We start from the raw sequence: 13,470 nt of genomic DNA on the forward strand, positions 1-13,470 counted from the left end.
CGCAGGAGCCGTTGCCGTGCGCTTCCACACGGCCGGGCCCCGGCCGCTAGACTGGCAGCCGCGCCCGGCGGTCCGGGCGCCGGGCGCACGTGCAGCCCGACTCGTCACGCCGCTCCCCATGGCTCGAACCACCCACCTGCTCTATCTTCACGGTTTTCGCTCGTCTCCCCTGTCCGCCAAGGCACGCCAGGTGGCCGAGCGCGTCGAATCGCTGCGGCGGCAGGGCATGCCGCTGCAGTGGTGGTGCCCCCAGCTGCCGCCCTCGCCGCGCGAAGCGCTGGCGCTGATCGAGGCCGGCACGTCGTCGTGGCCGGCCGACGCGATGGCGGTGATCGGCAGTTCGCTCGGCGGCTTCTACGCCACCGTGCTCGCCGAGCGCCGCGCCTGCCGGGCGGTGGTGCTCAACCCCGCGGTGAATCCGGCCCGCGATCTGGCGGCCTACATCGGCGAGCAGCGCTTCTGGCACACCGAGGACCGCTTCTACTTTCGCGCCGAGTACGTCGAAGAACTGCGCGCGCTCGCTCCGCAGGCCATCGCCGAGCCCTCGCGCTACATGGCGGTCATCGCCAAAGGCGACGAGTTGCTGGACTGGCGCGAGATGCACGCGCGCTACCAGGGCGCCCACATCCGCCTGCTCGAAGGCGGCGATCACGCGCTGTCGGACTTCCACGCCCACCTCGATGCGGTGTTCGCCTTCCTCGGGCTGGTCTGAGCGCCGGTCCCCGCTGCGGCGACAATGAGGGGATGTTCGCCCTGTTCGAAGATGCCGGCAAATTCCTCGCCGGTCGCGTGATGTCCGAGGCCGACAGCTCCGTGCAGATCGAGCTGGACTCGGGCAAGCGCGTCAAAGTCAAGCAAGCCCACGTGCTGCTCCGGTTCGAGCAGCCCCAGCCCTCGCAGCTGTTCGCCGCGGCCCAGCCGCTGGCCACGGAGATCGACCTCGACCTGGCCTGGGAGTTCGCCCCGGACGACGAGTTCGGCTTCGCCGATCTGGCCCGCGAGTACTTCGACGCGAAGGCCGGGCCCGTGGAGCAGACGGCCGCCCTGCTGCGCCTGTTCGAAGCGCCGCACTACTTCCGGCGCACCGGCAAGGGACGCTTTCGCAAGGCCCCTGCCGAGACCGTCAAGGCGGCTCTCGCCGCGATCGAACGCAAACGCCAGCAGCAGGCCCAGATCGAGCAGTGGGCGCAGGAGCTCATCGAGGGCCGCTGCCCCACGCCCATCAAGGAGCAGCTCTATCGCATCCTGTTCAAGCCGGACAAGAACGCGCTGGAGTACAAGGCGGTCGTGGAGGCCGCGCGGCGCTCGCACCAGGCACCGCTGGAGCTGCTCAAGCGCGCCGGAGCGATCGAGAACGCCTACCAGTTCCACTGGCGGCGCTTCCTGTTCGAGCACTTCCCCAAGGGGTATGCCTTCGCGCCGGTCGAGACTCCGCCGGTGAAGGACGAGTTGCCGCTCGCCCCGCAGAGCGCCTTCAGCATCGACGACTCCAGCACCACCGAGATCGACGACGCGCTCTCCGTGCAGGGCCTGGGCAGCGGCACGGTCGTCTTCGGCGTGCACATCGCGGCCCCTGGCCTCGCCATCTCCCCCGGTTCGGCGCTCGATGCCATCGCCCGCACGCGCTACTCGACCGTCTACATGCCGGGCTACAAGATCACGATGCTGCCCGACGAGGTGGTGCAGGCCTACACCCTGCTGGAAGGCCGAGACTGCCCGGCGGTGTCGATCTACTTCACGGTCGACGAGTCGACGCTCGAGATCCGCGGCAGCGAGACCCGGCTGGAGCGGGTGCGCATCGCGTCCAACCTGAGGCACGACCAGTTGGGCGAGGTCATCACGCAAGACAGCCTCGCCGGGCGAGCCGTCGCCGACTACCCCTTCGCCGCGGAGCTCGCCTTCGCCTTCCGGCTGGCGCAGCACCTCAAGGCCCAGCGTGAGATCGTGCGCGGCAAGCCCGAGACCTTCACGCGCCCCGATTACAGCTTCAAGCTCCTCGGCAACGACGGTCGCGAACCCGACGGCAGCGAACGGGTGCAGATCGACGTGCGCCGCCGCGGCGAGCCGCTGGACCTCATCGTGGCCGAGGCGATGATCCTGGCGAACAGCACCTGGGGCGGCTGGCTGGCCGAACTGAGCGTGCCCGGCATCTACCGCAGCCAGCCGAGCCTCGCCCCCGGCATCAAGGTGCGCATGAGCACCAAGCCGCTGCCGCATGCCGGTATGGGCGTGAAGCAGTACACCTGGGCCACCTCGCCCTTGCGTCGCTATGTCGACCTGGTCAACCAATGGCAGATCATCGCCTGCGCCCGCCACGGCCGCACGGCCGCCCTCGCAGCGCCGTTCAAGCCCAAGGACGCCGATCTGTTCTCGATCATCTCGGCCTTCGATGCAGCCTATACCGCCTACAACGACTTCCAGCACACCATCGAGCGGTACTGGACGCTGCGCTACCTCGCGCAGGAGGGTTGGAGCGAACTGGCGGCCACGGTGATGAAGGACGGCCTGGTGCGCGCCGAGTCCCTGCCGCTCGTCTTCCGCGCGTTGGGGGCCGAGGCCCTGCCGCGCGGAGTGCGGGTGCGGGTGCGCCTCACGGGGATGGACGAACTCACGCTGGACGTGCACGCCAGCGTCGTCGAGCGCCTGCCGGACGAGACCGCCGCGGCCCAGGCGCCGGAAGAACTGGAAGAAGACAGTGAAGAATTGCAGGCCGGGCCGCTCGAACTCGCGATCGACGTGGGCGAGGAAGGCGCCTCGGAAGGCGACAATAGCGCGCCGCCCGCCGCGCCGGCGGGCTGAGACGCCGCTGCCATGCTGAAGCAGTTCTCGACCCTGCAGATCGCCCTCGCCATCTCCGTGGCAGCGCACGCCGCGCTGTTCACGGTGCGCTTCGTCGACCCGGAGGGCTTCAACCGCATCTTCGAGGACACCCCGCTGGAAGTCGTGCTCGTCAATGCGCGGTCGAACGAGGCCCCGGTCAAGGCGCAAGCCATCGCCCAGGCCAACCTCGCCGGCGGCGGCGAAGCCGAGCGCGGACGGGCGACCTCGCCGCTGCCCCCCTCGGCGCTGATCGCCACGGGCGACGCCCCGGAAGACCTGCACAAGCAGATCGAGCAGATGCAGGAGCAGCAGGCGCGGCTGCTCGCCACCGTGCGGCGCGAGCTCGCGGCGCTGCCCGCGCCCGACCCCCGGCGCGACCAGGGCTCGCCCGAGGCGCGCGCGCAGGAGGAGCGGCGGCGCCAGCTGCTGCGCATGCTCGCCGAGATCGAAAAGCGCATCAACGAGGAGAACTCGCGGCCCAAGCGGCGCTACATCAGCCCGAGCACCCGCGAGGAGGTCTATGCGCTCTACTACGACCAGCTGCGCCGCAAGATCGAGGACCGCGGCACGCGCAACTTCCCCGAGCACCAGGGCAAGAAGCTCTACGGCGAACTCACGATGATCGTGACCGTCGACGCCTTGGGCCGCGTGGTCGAGACCGAAGTGGTGCAACCGTCCGATTCGCCCGTCCTCGACCGGCGCGCAGTGGCGATCGTGAAGGCCGCCGCGCCCTTCGGACCGTTCACGCCCGAAATGCGGGCCAAGGCCGACCAGATCGTCGTCGTCTCGCGCTTCCGCTTCACACGCGAGGAAGCGCTGGAAACCACCCTCACCTCCAACTGACGATGGACCGTTACGCCGTGGCCGGCAACCCGGTCGCCCACAGCAAGTCGCCCCAGATCCACGCGATGTTCGCCGCCGAGTGCGGGCAGGCCATGGAGTACGGGCGCCTGCTCGTGCCTCTGGATGCTTTCGAGATCACGCTGCAGGCGTTCGCCGCCTCGGGAGCCAAGGGCTGCAATGTGACGGTGCCGTTCAAGTTCGAGGCCTTCCGGCTGGCCCACCTCCGCACGCAGCGCGCGCGGCTGGCGCAGGCAGCCAACACCTTGCGCTTCGACCCGCAGGGCTGGTTCGCCGACAACACCGACGGCATCGGCCTGGTGCGCGACATCCAAGCGCGCGCCGGCATCGACCTGGCCGGCAGACGCGTCCTGCTGCTGGGCGCGGGCGGCGCCGCGGCCGGCGTGCTGGGCCCGTTGCTCGAGGCGAAGCCGGCGGTCGTCGCGGTGGCCAACCGCACGCCGGCACGGGCGCAGGAGCTCGTCGCGCGCCATCAAGCCTGGGGCGCCCAGCACGGCGCCGAGCTGCATGTCGTGCCGCTGGAAGCGCCCGGCAGCGGCTTCGATGTCGTGATCAACGCCACGGCCAGCAGCCTGCAAGGCGCCACCGTGCCAGTGCCGGGCACCGTGCTCGGGCCCGGGGCGCTCGCCTACGACCTCATGTACGGGCCGGCCGCACAGCCCTTCCTGCAATGGGCCGCAGATCGCGGGGCGCTCGGCCTCGACGGACTCGGCATGCTCGTGGAGCAGGCTGCCGAGTCGTTCTGGCTGTGGCGCGGCGTCAGGCCTTCGACCGCTCCGGTGCTCGCGGCCCTGCGGGCCCAGACGGCATGAAGCCCGCGCTCGCCGCGCTGGGCCGGCTGGCCGGCTTGCTCCTGATCGCGGGCCTGAGTCTGCAGCTCTACTTCCTCGCGCGGGTGGCCCTCATGAACGTCGTCGATCCGCAATCGACGAGCTTCCAGCGCTCCGAGGCCGTGCGCTTGCTGCGCGAGCAGCACCGGTTGCCGTGGCGACAGGAATGGCGCGACGCCCGGGAGATCTCAGACCACCTCAAGCGGGCCGTGATCGCCGCGGAGGATGCGGCATTCACCGAGCACGAAGGCGTCGATTGGGACGCCATCGAGAAGGCGTGGGAGCGCAACCAGCGCGCGCAGGAGCGACTGGAGCGCCTGCAGCAGCTCGCCGAGCGCAAGCGCGCCGCGCCGCCCAGCGTCCCCCTGCGCATCGTCGGCGGCTCCACCATCACCCAGCAGCTCGCGAAGAACCTCTTCCTCTCGGGCGAACGGCAGCTCGCGCGCAAGGCGCAGGAGTTCGTCATCACGATGATGCTGGAGGCCCTCCTGTCCAAGCGGCGCATCCTGGAGATCTACCTCAACAGCGTCGAATGGGGCGAGGGCGTGTTCGGCGCCGAAGCCGCCGCCCAGCACTACTTCCGCACCAGCGCCGCGCGGCTGTCGCCCCACCAGGCGGCCCGGCTGGCCGTGATGCTGCCGGCCCCCAAGCGCTACGAGAAGCGGCTCGGCTCGAGCTACCTGGCCGGCCGTGCGTCGACCATCGTGGCCCGCATGGGAGCGGTGCAGCTCCCCTAGGAGTGCGGGCGGGGGGCGGGGGGCGCGCAGGCCCCGGACTGTCCCCCGGCGCCGGCCGGTGGCCGCCGCCTCCTCCTTGATGTCCTGCGCCTGCGCGCCCCCCCGCCCCCCGCCCGCACTCCTGGCGCGAGGTGCCCCTGTTGCGGGCATGCAAGATGCCGCACGTCCGGATGCCGGTGACGCCGTGCTCCTAGAATCCGACCGACATGGCCGCCCCCACCCAGCTCACCGTCGAGATCGCGTCCGCCGCGGCCCGCCTCATCGTCGAGGAGGGCATGGAGTACGGCCCCGCCAAGCGCAAAGCCGCCAAGCTCGTGGCCAAGAAGGGCCTGGCCGCCTCCGAATTGCCGGGCAACGATCTCATCGAAGATGAAGTACGCGCCTATATCAGTATCTTCTGCGCCGAGACCCAGCCCGGCGAACTGGCCGCATTGCGTGCCGTCGCTCTGCGCTGGATGGAGCGGCTCGCCGAGTTCGACCCGCACCTGACCGGCGCCGTCTGGAACGGAACCGCCACACGGCTCAACGACGTGTGGATCAATCTCTTCTGCGACGACCCCAAGTCGGCCGAGATCCTGCTGATCGACAAGGGCGTGGACTACGACGTCCGCAGCGTCATCGGCTTTCGAGGCGAGCCGGTCGACGTCCTGACATTGACCGATCGCAGCCCTGAACTGGGCGAACGGGTGCTGGTGCACCTGGTGGTCTACGACCGCGACGACCTGCGCGGTGCGCTCAAGCCCGACGCGCGCGGCCGAGCGGAGCGGGGCAACACCCAGGCGGTCCGGGCCCTCCTGGAGCCCACCGGATGAGGCGACGGCGCTGGCTGGCGGCCGGCGTGGCCGTGGCCGCCGCGGCCGGCGGCGCGGGGGTGGCCGCGTGGTGGCGCGCGCGCCAGGAGGCGCCGGCGCTGTGGGGGCTCGAATTCCCCACGCCCGAGGGTACGCCGCTGCGCCTGGCCGACTGGCGCGGCCGGCCGCTGCTCCTCAACTTCTGGGCCACCTGGTGCGCGCCCTGCGTGCGCGAGATGCCCGCCCTGGACCGGTTTGCCGCCGAGCAAGGGCCGCGCGGCTGGGCCGTGCTCGGGCTCGCGGTGGACAACCCGGCACAGGTACGGCAGTTCCTCGCCAAGCTCCCGGTGCGCTACCCCATCGCGATCGCGGGGTTCCCCGCAGTGGCGCTGTCCAAGGAACTGGGCAACACGCAAGGGGGGCTGCCGTTCACCGTCGCGTTCGACCGCCGGGGGCAGCCCGTGTGGCGGCACCTCGGCGAGACCACCTATGACCGGCTCGTGCGGGAACTCGCGGCCATCGAGGGATAAACCGCTCGACATTTGCGCCGAATTGCGCGTAAAGTGTCGCCTTCTGTAACGCTTCTGCGGGCTGCCTCATGTCCATCCTCGTCTTGCACGGCCCCAACCTGAATCTCCTCGGGGTGCGCGAACCGGGCGTGTATGGCTCCACGACTCTTGCGCAGATCGACGCAGAACTGAAGCAGATCGCAGCCGATCGGGGCGTGGATCTCTCCTCTTTCCAGAGCAACCACGAAGGCGCGCTGATCGACCGCATTCAGGCGGCACGCACCGACGGCACCCGCTTCATCCTCATCAACCCCGGGGGCTACACCCACACCAGCGTCGCCTTGCGCGATGCCCTGGCGGCCGTGGCCCTGCCGTTCGTGGAGGTGCACCTGTCCAACATCCACCGCCGCGAGCCCTTTCGCCACCACTCCTACTTCTCGGACGTGGCCGAGGGGGTGATCTGCGGCCTGGGGCCGGCCGGCTACCGGCTGGCCCTGCTGTATGCCCTGGATCGGGTCGCCGCCGCGACTTGAGATAATCCCGACCCTTCGGTCAACCAAGAAAGCCGGGCCGGGGCGCCTTGCGGCCGCCGCCCCGCCCCTCACAACATCGTTGGAGCGCTCATGGATCTACGCAAGCTCAAGACCCTGATCGACCTCGTGTCCGAGTCGAACATCTCCGAACTCGAGATCACCGAGGCCGACGGCAAGGTGCGCATCGTGAAGTCCGGCGGGCAGGCGGCCATGGTCGCCGCGCCCGCGATGGTGCCGATGGCTGCACCGGTCGCCCCGCAGCCGTCCACGGCCATCGCGGCGGCACCCTCGAGCGCCCCCGCGGCCCCCGCCGCCGAGCCCCAGCCGACGGGCCATGTCGTGAAGTCCCCGATGGTCGGCACCTTCTATCGCGCCTCCAGCCCGGGCGCCAAGCCTTTCGTCGAACTCGGTCAGCAGGTCAAGGAAGGCGACCCGCTGTGCATCATCGAAGCGATGAAGATCATGAACGAGATCGAGGCCGACAAGTCGGGCACGGTCACTCAGATCCTGTGCGAGAACGGCCAGGCCGTCGAGTACGGGCAGCCGCTGTTCGTGATCGAGTGAAGCCGCGCTTCTCGATGTTGAAGAAGATCCTCATGGCCCACCGGCGCGCTCGCGCCCAAGGCGCGGCCCATCGTCCGGCGTGCACCGCGCGCCCGGGCGCTTGAGCCGAGAGCACCGTATGTTCAAAAAAATACTGATTGCCAACCGGGGCGAGATCGCCCTGCGCATCCAGCGCGCCTGCCGCGAGCTGGGCATCAAGTCGGTGGTCGTCTACTCGGAAGCCGACCGCGACGCCAAGTACGTGAAGCTGGCCGACGAGGCCGTGTGCATCGGCCCCGCCCCGTCGTCCCAGAGCTACCTCAACATGCCGGCGATCATCTCGGCGGCCGAGGTGACCGACGCCGAAGCGATCCACCCGGGCTACGGCTTTCTGAGCGAGAACGCGGATTTCGCCGAGCGCGTCGAAAAGAGCGGCTTCGTCTTCATCGGCCCGACCCCAGAGTCCATCCGCCTGATGGGCGACAAGGTCTCCGCCAAGCAGGCGATGATCAAGGCCGGCGTGCCCACGGTGCCCGGGTCCGAAGGCGCGCTGCCGGACGACCCGAAGGAGATCATCCGCATCGCCCGCTCGATCGGCTACCCGGTCATCATCAAGGCGGCCGGTGGCGGGGGCGGTCGCGGGATGCGCGTGGTCCACACCGAGGCGGCCCTCGTGCACGCGGTGCAGACGACACGCGCCGAAGCAGGCGCTGCATTCGGCAATCCGGCGGTCTACATGGAGAAGTTCCTCGAGAACCCCCGCCATGTGGAGATCCAGGTGCTCGCCGACCAGCACCGCAACGCGGTGTACCTCGGCGAGCGCGACTGCTCGATGCAGCGGCGCCACCAGAAGATCATCGAGGAGGCGCCGGCCCCCGGCATTCCGCGGCGCATCATCGAGAAGATCGGCGCGCGTTGCGCGGACGCCTGCAAGAAGATCGGCTACCGCGGCGCCGGCACGTTCGAGTTCCTGTACGAGAACGGCGAGTTCTACTTCATCGAGATGAACACGCGGGTGCAGGTGGAGCACCCGGTCACGGAACTCGTCACCGGCATCGACATCGTGCAGATGCAGATCCGTGTGGCCGCCGGCGAGAAACTGCCCTTCTCCCAGCGTCACATCGAGATGCGCGGGCACGCGATCGAGTGCCGCATCAACGCCGAGGACCCGTTCAAGTTCACGCCCTCGCCCGGCCGCATCACGATGTGGCATCCGCCGGGCGGCCCGGGCGTGCGCGTGGACTCGCACGTCTACACCAACTACTTCGTGCCCCCGCACTACGACTCGATGATCGGCAAGATCATCGTGCATGGCGACACGCGCGAGCAGGCGCTGGCCCGCATGAGCATCGCGCTGTCCGAGACCGTGGTCGAGGGCATCCAGACCAACATCCCGCTGCACCGCGAACTGATGGTGGACGCCAAGTTCGTCGAGGGCGGCACCAGCATCCACTACCTGGAAGGCTGGATGAACCAGCACAAGCGCTGAGGGCGCGAGCGGTGCCCGCCATGTTCGAACTGGTCCTCGTCGCTCCCGAGGCGCTGGTCGAGTCCGTCTCGGAGGCGCTGATGAACGAGCTCGAGGCGCTGTCGGTTTCGGTGGAGGACGCCGATGCCGACACCGACGAGGAGCGGGCGATCTTCGGCGAACCCGGTTTGCCCGCCCCCCGCGCGGGGTGGCAGCGCTCGGTGTTGACGGCGCTCTTCGAGCATGAGGACACCGCCACCGAAGCCGCCACGCTGCTGCTCGCCCAGGAGTGGGCGCACGACGTGCATGTGCAGGCGCTGCGCGAAGTCCAGCCGCAAGACTGGGTGCGGCTGACCCAGTCGCAGTTCTCGCCGGTCGAGATCACGTCCGAGTTCTGGATCGTCCCGAGTTGGCACGAGCCGCCTGCGCAAGCGCGCCGGGTCATCCGACTCGACCCGGGCTTGGCCTTCGGCACCGGCACCCACCCGACGACGCGCATGTGCCTCAGGTGGATCGCGCGCCATGCGAGCCCTCAGGGCTGGAGCCGCGTGCTCGACTACGGCTGCGGCTCGGGCATTCTCGCCATCGGGGCTGCGCTGCACGGCGGCCAGTGCGTCGACGCGGTGGACATCGACCCGGCCGCCGTGGAGGCCACCCGGGCCAACGCGCAGGCCAACGCAGTCGCCGTGCAGGCGGGCCTGCCCGAACTCGCCTCCGGTCGCTATGAGCTGGTGCTCGCCAACATCCTCGCTACGCCGCTCAAGCTGCTCGCGCCGCTGCTGGCGGCCCATGTGGCGCCGGGCGGCCACCTCGTGCTCGCCGGCATCCTGGAGCGTCAGGCGCAGGAACTGCAGTCGGCCTATGCACCCTGGTGTGCGCTGGAAGTGAGCGAGCGCGAAGAGGGCTGGGTCCTGATGACCGCCCGTTTCGGCGAGCCGACGTGAGGCGCGGGCGCAGCACCACAGCCCGCGTGCGACGCCACACGTCGCCTCGGCACGTCGTCATCCCCGAACTCGTGGCTCCCCCGCTCGGCCGATGAGCCATCCGATGGCATCATTCGCGCCATGAGTCTTGCCACCCGCTGCACCGCCTGCGGCACCGCCTTCCGCGTCGTCCAGGACCAGCTGAGAGTCTCCGAGGGGTGGGTGCGCTGCGGCCGCTGCGGCGAGGTGTTCAACGCGATCGAGGGCCTGTTCGACCTGGAGCGCGATGTCCCGCCGCCCCCGGCACCGGGCACGGCACCGTCTTCTCCGCCCGGAGCCGTTCCTCCTGCCCCCGTCGCCCCTGCGGCGCAGTTCCTCGTGACGCCCGAGGCCGAGGGAGCCGGCCCGCAGGTGCGTGCCCCAGCGGGCGAGGCAGGGTCGCCCAGCCCTGAGCGGGCCGTCTCGCGCCCGGGCGGCCAAGCGCAGGCCGAAGGCAGCGGGCTTGCCGCCCCCGCCCTGTCCACCGAGGACGCAGACGCGGCCACCGCCTACGAGGTGCTCGACTCGCGCTTCCTCGACCAAAGCACCTACCGGCCCGAACGCGACCGCGAGCGCGGGGCCGAAGACTTCGCCGACGCCCGCTTCGACAGCGAACTGAGCGTGCACCCGCCGCGGGGCGAGCACGACGCCGCCTCGGCCGGTGGGCCGGAAGAACCCTTGCACGCCGAGGAGGCCCCGGGGCGCTCGCGCCGCAGCCTGCGGCGCAGCAAGGTGCGCACGCTCTCGGACGCGACGCCCGAGTTCCTGCGCCGCGCGGAGCGCGCACAGCGCTGGCACCACCCTGCGGTGCGCTTCCTGCTCGGCTTGGCCGCGTTCGCGCTGACGCTATCGCTCGCCGCGCAGGCCGTCTTCCACTTCCGCGACACGCTGGCCGTGCGGCAGCCGGCCCTCGCGCCCTCGCTCGCCCAGGCGTGCGACTGGCTGGGCTGCGAGATCTCGGCGCCCCGACGCATCGACGACGTGGTGGTGGACAGCAGCAGTCTCACCCGGCTCGCCGCGATCGACGGCTATCGCCTCACCGTGCTCGTGCGCAACCGCGGCCAGGAGACGCTCGCCATGCCCTGGATCGACCTCAACCTCACCGACACCGAGGGGCGCCTGGTCGCGCGGCGCAGCCTCGATCCGGCCACGTTCCGGGCGTCGCCGACGCTGGGGGCCCGTCAGGACGCGACCCTCACGCTCGAATTCACCACGCCCGGCCATCGCATCGCAGGCTACACGGTGGAAGCCTTCTATCCCTGACGCAAGGACGACGCATGCCCGCCCTCATCTGCGGATCGCTCGCATTCGACACGATCACGAACTTCCACGGCCGGTTCCGCGACCAGATCCTGCCGGAGCAGATCCACATCCTCAACGTCTCGTTCCTGGTGCCCACGTTGCGCCGCGAGTTCGGCGGCTGTGCAGGCAACATCGCCTACAGCCTGCACCAGCTCGGTGGCGAGCCGGTCGTGATGGCCGCGCTCGGAGCCGATGGCGAGAGCTACCTGCGCCGCATGCAGGAGTGGGGGGTGCCCACCGATTGCGTGCGCGTCATCGACGACAGCTACACCGCCCAGGCGATCATCGTCACCGACGCCGACAACAACCAAATCACTGCCTTCCACCCCGGGGCGATGCAGCGTGCGCACGAGATCGACGTCCCCACCGACCGGGGACTGCGCCTGGCCATCATCGCGCCTGACGGACGCGAGGCCATGCTGCGACATGCCGAGCAACTCGCCCATGCGGACATTCCGTTCATCTTCGACCCGGGCCAGGGGCTGCCGATGTTCGACGGTGCCGAGCTGCGCCGCTTCATTGCGCAGGCCACGTGGATCGCCGTGAACGACTACGAGGCCAAGATGCTGTGCGAGCGCACCGGCGCGGACCTTGCCGCCCTCTCCCGCATGCCGCATCTGCGCGGCGTGGTCGTCACGCTGGGTGCGCACGGCTGCGAGGTGTGGCAAGGCGGCGAGAAGCAGCACGTGCCCGCAGTGGCGGCTACGGCGGTGGTCGATCCCACCGGCTGCGGCGACGCTTTCCGCGCGGCCCTGCTGTACGGCCTGGAGCGAGGATGGTCGCTCGAGCGCTGCGCCCAGCTCGGCAACCGCGTCGGCGCCATCAAGATCGCCTGCGCCGGCCCGCAGAACCACCGCCTCGATCGCCGGGCCCTCGAGCTGCAGTGAGGAAGGAGCGCCGCCCCTGCGGCATCGTGCCACGGGCCTCACGCCACCGGCCCTGGGGGTGGCGGCCCGGTTCGGGGCGACCCTAGGCCAGCGTCATGAGGCCGCCTCGCCCCCGCCCTCCGGAGGCCACAAGGCGCACACCCGCCCCCACACGGCGTCGCGCTCTTGCGCCGCGACGGCGCAGCGCACCGTCTTGCGCCTCGCCTGTGCGCCCCGCACGAGGGTCAAGGCGGACATCGGCACGTCGAGCTGCCTGGCAAGCCATCGCAGCAGCTCCTCATTGGCGCGTCCCTCCACGGCAGGCGCATGCACCCGGACGCGCAGTGCGTCGGCGTGCAGACCGGCCACTTCGGTGCGCTTGGCATTGGGCGCCGCCGCCACACGCAGTTCGACGCCACGCTCCACGCAGCGCGCGTAGGGGCACGTCGGCGGGACGGGGGACGGGCGGCTCATCGCAGACCAAGGCGGCTGGCGCCGACAGGTGTTCACAGAGATCGACGCGATGAAAAAACCCGGCCGCAGCCGGGTTCGTGAGACATCGCGAAAGGCGCTCAGGGCTTCGCGCCGGTCGGGAAGGGCCACGCGGCCTGGGGGCTGAGCGTGGTCTTCGCGGCAGGAGCGGGCGCGGGCTTCGGCGCAGGCGCAGGCGCCGCGGCAGCAGCAGGGGCAGCAGCCGCCTTCTTCGCAGCGGGCTTCTTCGCGGCCTTCTTGGCAGTGGCCTTCTTGGCAGCAGGCTTCTTCGCCGCGGTCTTGGCGGTGGCCTTCTTGGCCGCAGCCTTCTTCGCAGGCGCTGCCTTCTTCGCGACGGCCTTCTTGGCCGGTGCCGCCTTCTTGGCGGCGACCTTCTTCACCGCGGCCTTCTTCGCAGGCGCCGCCTTCTTCGCGGCGGCCTTCTTGGCCGGTGCCGCCTTCTTGGCGGCGACCTTCTTCACCGCGGCCTTCTTCGCCGGGGCGGCCTTCTTGGCGGCCGGAGCCTTCTTGGCCGGAGCGGCCTTCTTCGCCGCCGCCTTCTTCGCCGGGGCCTTCTTGGCCGCAGCCTTCTTCGCAGTTGCCATCACAGTTCTCCTTGATCAAGTGGCAAAGAGCGCCGCACCGCTCGATACAGCACGGCGATCCACCGCCCCTCGGGCTGCCTTGGAGAGACGCCCCGGTACGGTGAATGGGGTCGCGGTCCCTGCCTGCGGCTTCTGCGTCCGCCGGGCAAGGCCCGCCATTGTTGTTGTTCTT

15 protein-coding genes are annotated in these 13,470 nt (G+C 70.2%); 13 read left to right on the plus strand and 2 right to left on the minus strand.

Annotated features, from left to right (window positions below):
• Nucleotides 1-118: 118 nt before the first annotated feature.
• The 13 genes from OMP39_RS12185 (at nt 119) to OMP39_RS12245 (ending at nt 12,243) form a co-directional block, all read left to right on the plus strand.
• Nucleotides 119-712 (plus strand): YqiA/YcfP family alpha/beta fold hydrolase, encoded by a 594-nt coding sequence (locus OMP39_RS12185; RefSeq protein WP_264891984.1) that lies wholly within the window; start codon nt 119-121, stop codon nt 710-712.
• Between the two features lie 32 nt (nt 713-744).
• Nucleotides 745-2,799 carry a ribonuclease catalytic domain-containing protein gene (locus OMP39_RS12190; protein WP_264891985.1) on the plus strand — a complete coding sequence of 685 codons (2,055 nt, stop codon included), beginning with the start codon at nt 745-747 and terminating at the stop codon, nt 2,797-2,799.
• A 12-nt stretch (nt 2,800-2,811) separates the two neighbouring features.
• Nucleotides 2,812-3,663, plus strand: coding sequence for an energy transducer TonB (locus OMP39_RS12195; RefSeq protein WP_264891986.1), 852 nt, complete (start codon nt 2,812-2,814; stop codon nt 3,661-3,663).
• A gap of 2 nt (nt 3,664-3,665) precedes the next feature.
• Nucleotides 3,666-4,493, plus strand: coding sequence for a shikimate dehydrogenase (gene aroE, locus OMP39_RS12200; protein WP_264891987.1), 828 nt, complete (start codon nt 3,666-3,668; stop codon nt 4,491-4,493).
• Nucleotides 4,490-5,248 carry a transglycosylase domain-containing protein gene (locus OMP39_RS12205; protein WP_264891988.1) on the plus strand — a complete coding sequence of 253 codons (759 nt, stop codon included), beginning with the start codon at nt 4,490-4,492 and terminating at the stop codon, nt 5,246-5,248. Before aroE ends, OMP39_RS12205 begins: the two co-directional genes overlap by 4 nt.
• A gap of 206 nt (nt 5,249-5,454) precedes the next feature.
• Complete coding sequence (locus OMP39_RS12210) at nt 5,455-6,060, plus strand: hypothetical protein (protein WP_264891989.1); 606 nt, start codon at nt 5,455-5,457, stop codon at nt 6,058-6,060.
• Nucleotides 6,057-6,569 (plus strand): TlpA family protein disulfide reductase, encoded by a 513-nt coding sequence (locus OMP39_RS12215; protein WP_264891990.1) that lies wholly within the window; start codon nt 6,057-6,059, stop codon nt 6,567-6,569. Before OMP39_RS12210 ends, OMP39_RS12215 begins: the two co-directional genes overlap by 4 nt.
• Before the next feature lie 68 nt (nt 6,570-6,637).
• Complete coding sequence (gene aroQ / locus OMP39_RS12220) at nt 6,638-7,081, plus strand: type II 3-dehydroquinate dehydratase (RefSeq protein ID WP_264891991.1); 444 nt, start codon at nt 6,638-6,640, stop codon at nt 7,079-7,081.
• A 90-nt stretch (nt 7,082-7,171) separates the two neighbouring features.
• Nucleotides 7,172-7,645 carry an acetyl-CoA carboxylase biotin carboxyl carrier protein gene (gene accB, locus OMP39_RS12225; RefSeq protein ID WP_264891992.1) on the plus strand — a complete coding sequence of 158 codons (474 nt, stop codon included), beginning with the start codon at nt 7,172-7,174 and terminating at the stop codon, nt 7,643-7,645.
• 118 nt (nt 7,646-7,763) lie between these two features.
• Complete coding sequence (accC, locus tag OMP39_RS12230) at nt 7,764-9,113, plus strand: acetyl-CoA carboxylase biotin carboxylase subunit (RefSeq protein ID WP_264891993.1); 1,350 nt, start codon at nt 7,764-7,766, stop codon at nt 9,111-9,113.
• Between the two features lie 20 nt (nt 9,114-9,133).
• A complete protein-coding gene (gene prmA, locus OMP39_RS12235; RefSeq protein WP_264891994.1) occupies nt 9,134-10,036 on the plus strand; it encodes a 50S ribosomal protein L11 methyltransferase in 903 nt (300 codons plus the stop codon).
• Nucleotides 10,037-10,156: 120 nt separating this feature from the next.
• On the plus strand, nt 10,157-11,317 hold the full coding sequence (locus OMP39_RS12240) for a zinc-ribbon and DUF3426 domain-containing protein (RefSeq protein ID WP_264891995.1): 1,161 nt from the start codon (nt 10,157-10,159) through the stop codon (nt 11,315-11,317).
• Between the two features lie 14 nt (nt 11,318-11,331).
• Entirely contained in the window at nt 11,332-12,243 is a 912-nt protein-coding gene (locus OMP39_RS12245; RefSeq protein ID WP_264891996.1) for a carbohydrate kinase family protein, read from the plus strand.
• Between the two features lie 93 nt (nt 12,244-12,336).
• On the opposite strand, the gene OMP39_RS12250 is transcribed toward OMP39_RS12245, so the two are convergent.
• Nucleotides 12,337-12,648 carry a DUF167 domain-containing protein gene (locus OMP39_RS12250; protein ID WP_264891997.1) on the minus strand — a complete coding sequence of 104 codons (312 nt, stop codon included), beginning with the start codon at nt 12,646-12,648 and terminating at the stop codon, nt 12,337-12,339.
• A 146-nt stretch (nt 12,649-12,794) separates the two neighbouring features.
• Nucleotides 12,795-13,298 carry a histone H1-like DNA-binding protein gene (locus tag OMP39_RS12255; RefSeq protein ID WP_264891998.1) on the minus strand — a complete coding sequence of 168 codons (504 nt, stop codon included), beginning with the start codon at nt 13,296-13,298 and terminating at the stop codon, nt 12,795-12,797.
• Between the last annotated feature and the right edge of the window lie 172 nt (nt 13,299-13,470).

The sequence above is a fragment of the Schlegelella aquatica genome (assembly GCF_026013905.1).
GTDB lineage: Bacteria > Pseudomonadota > Gammaproteobacteria > Burkholderiales > Burkholderiaceae_C > Caldimonas > Caldimonas aquatica.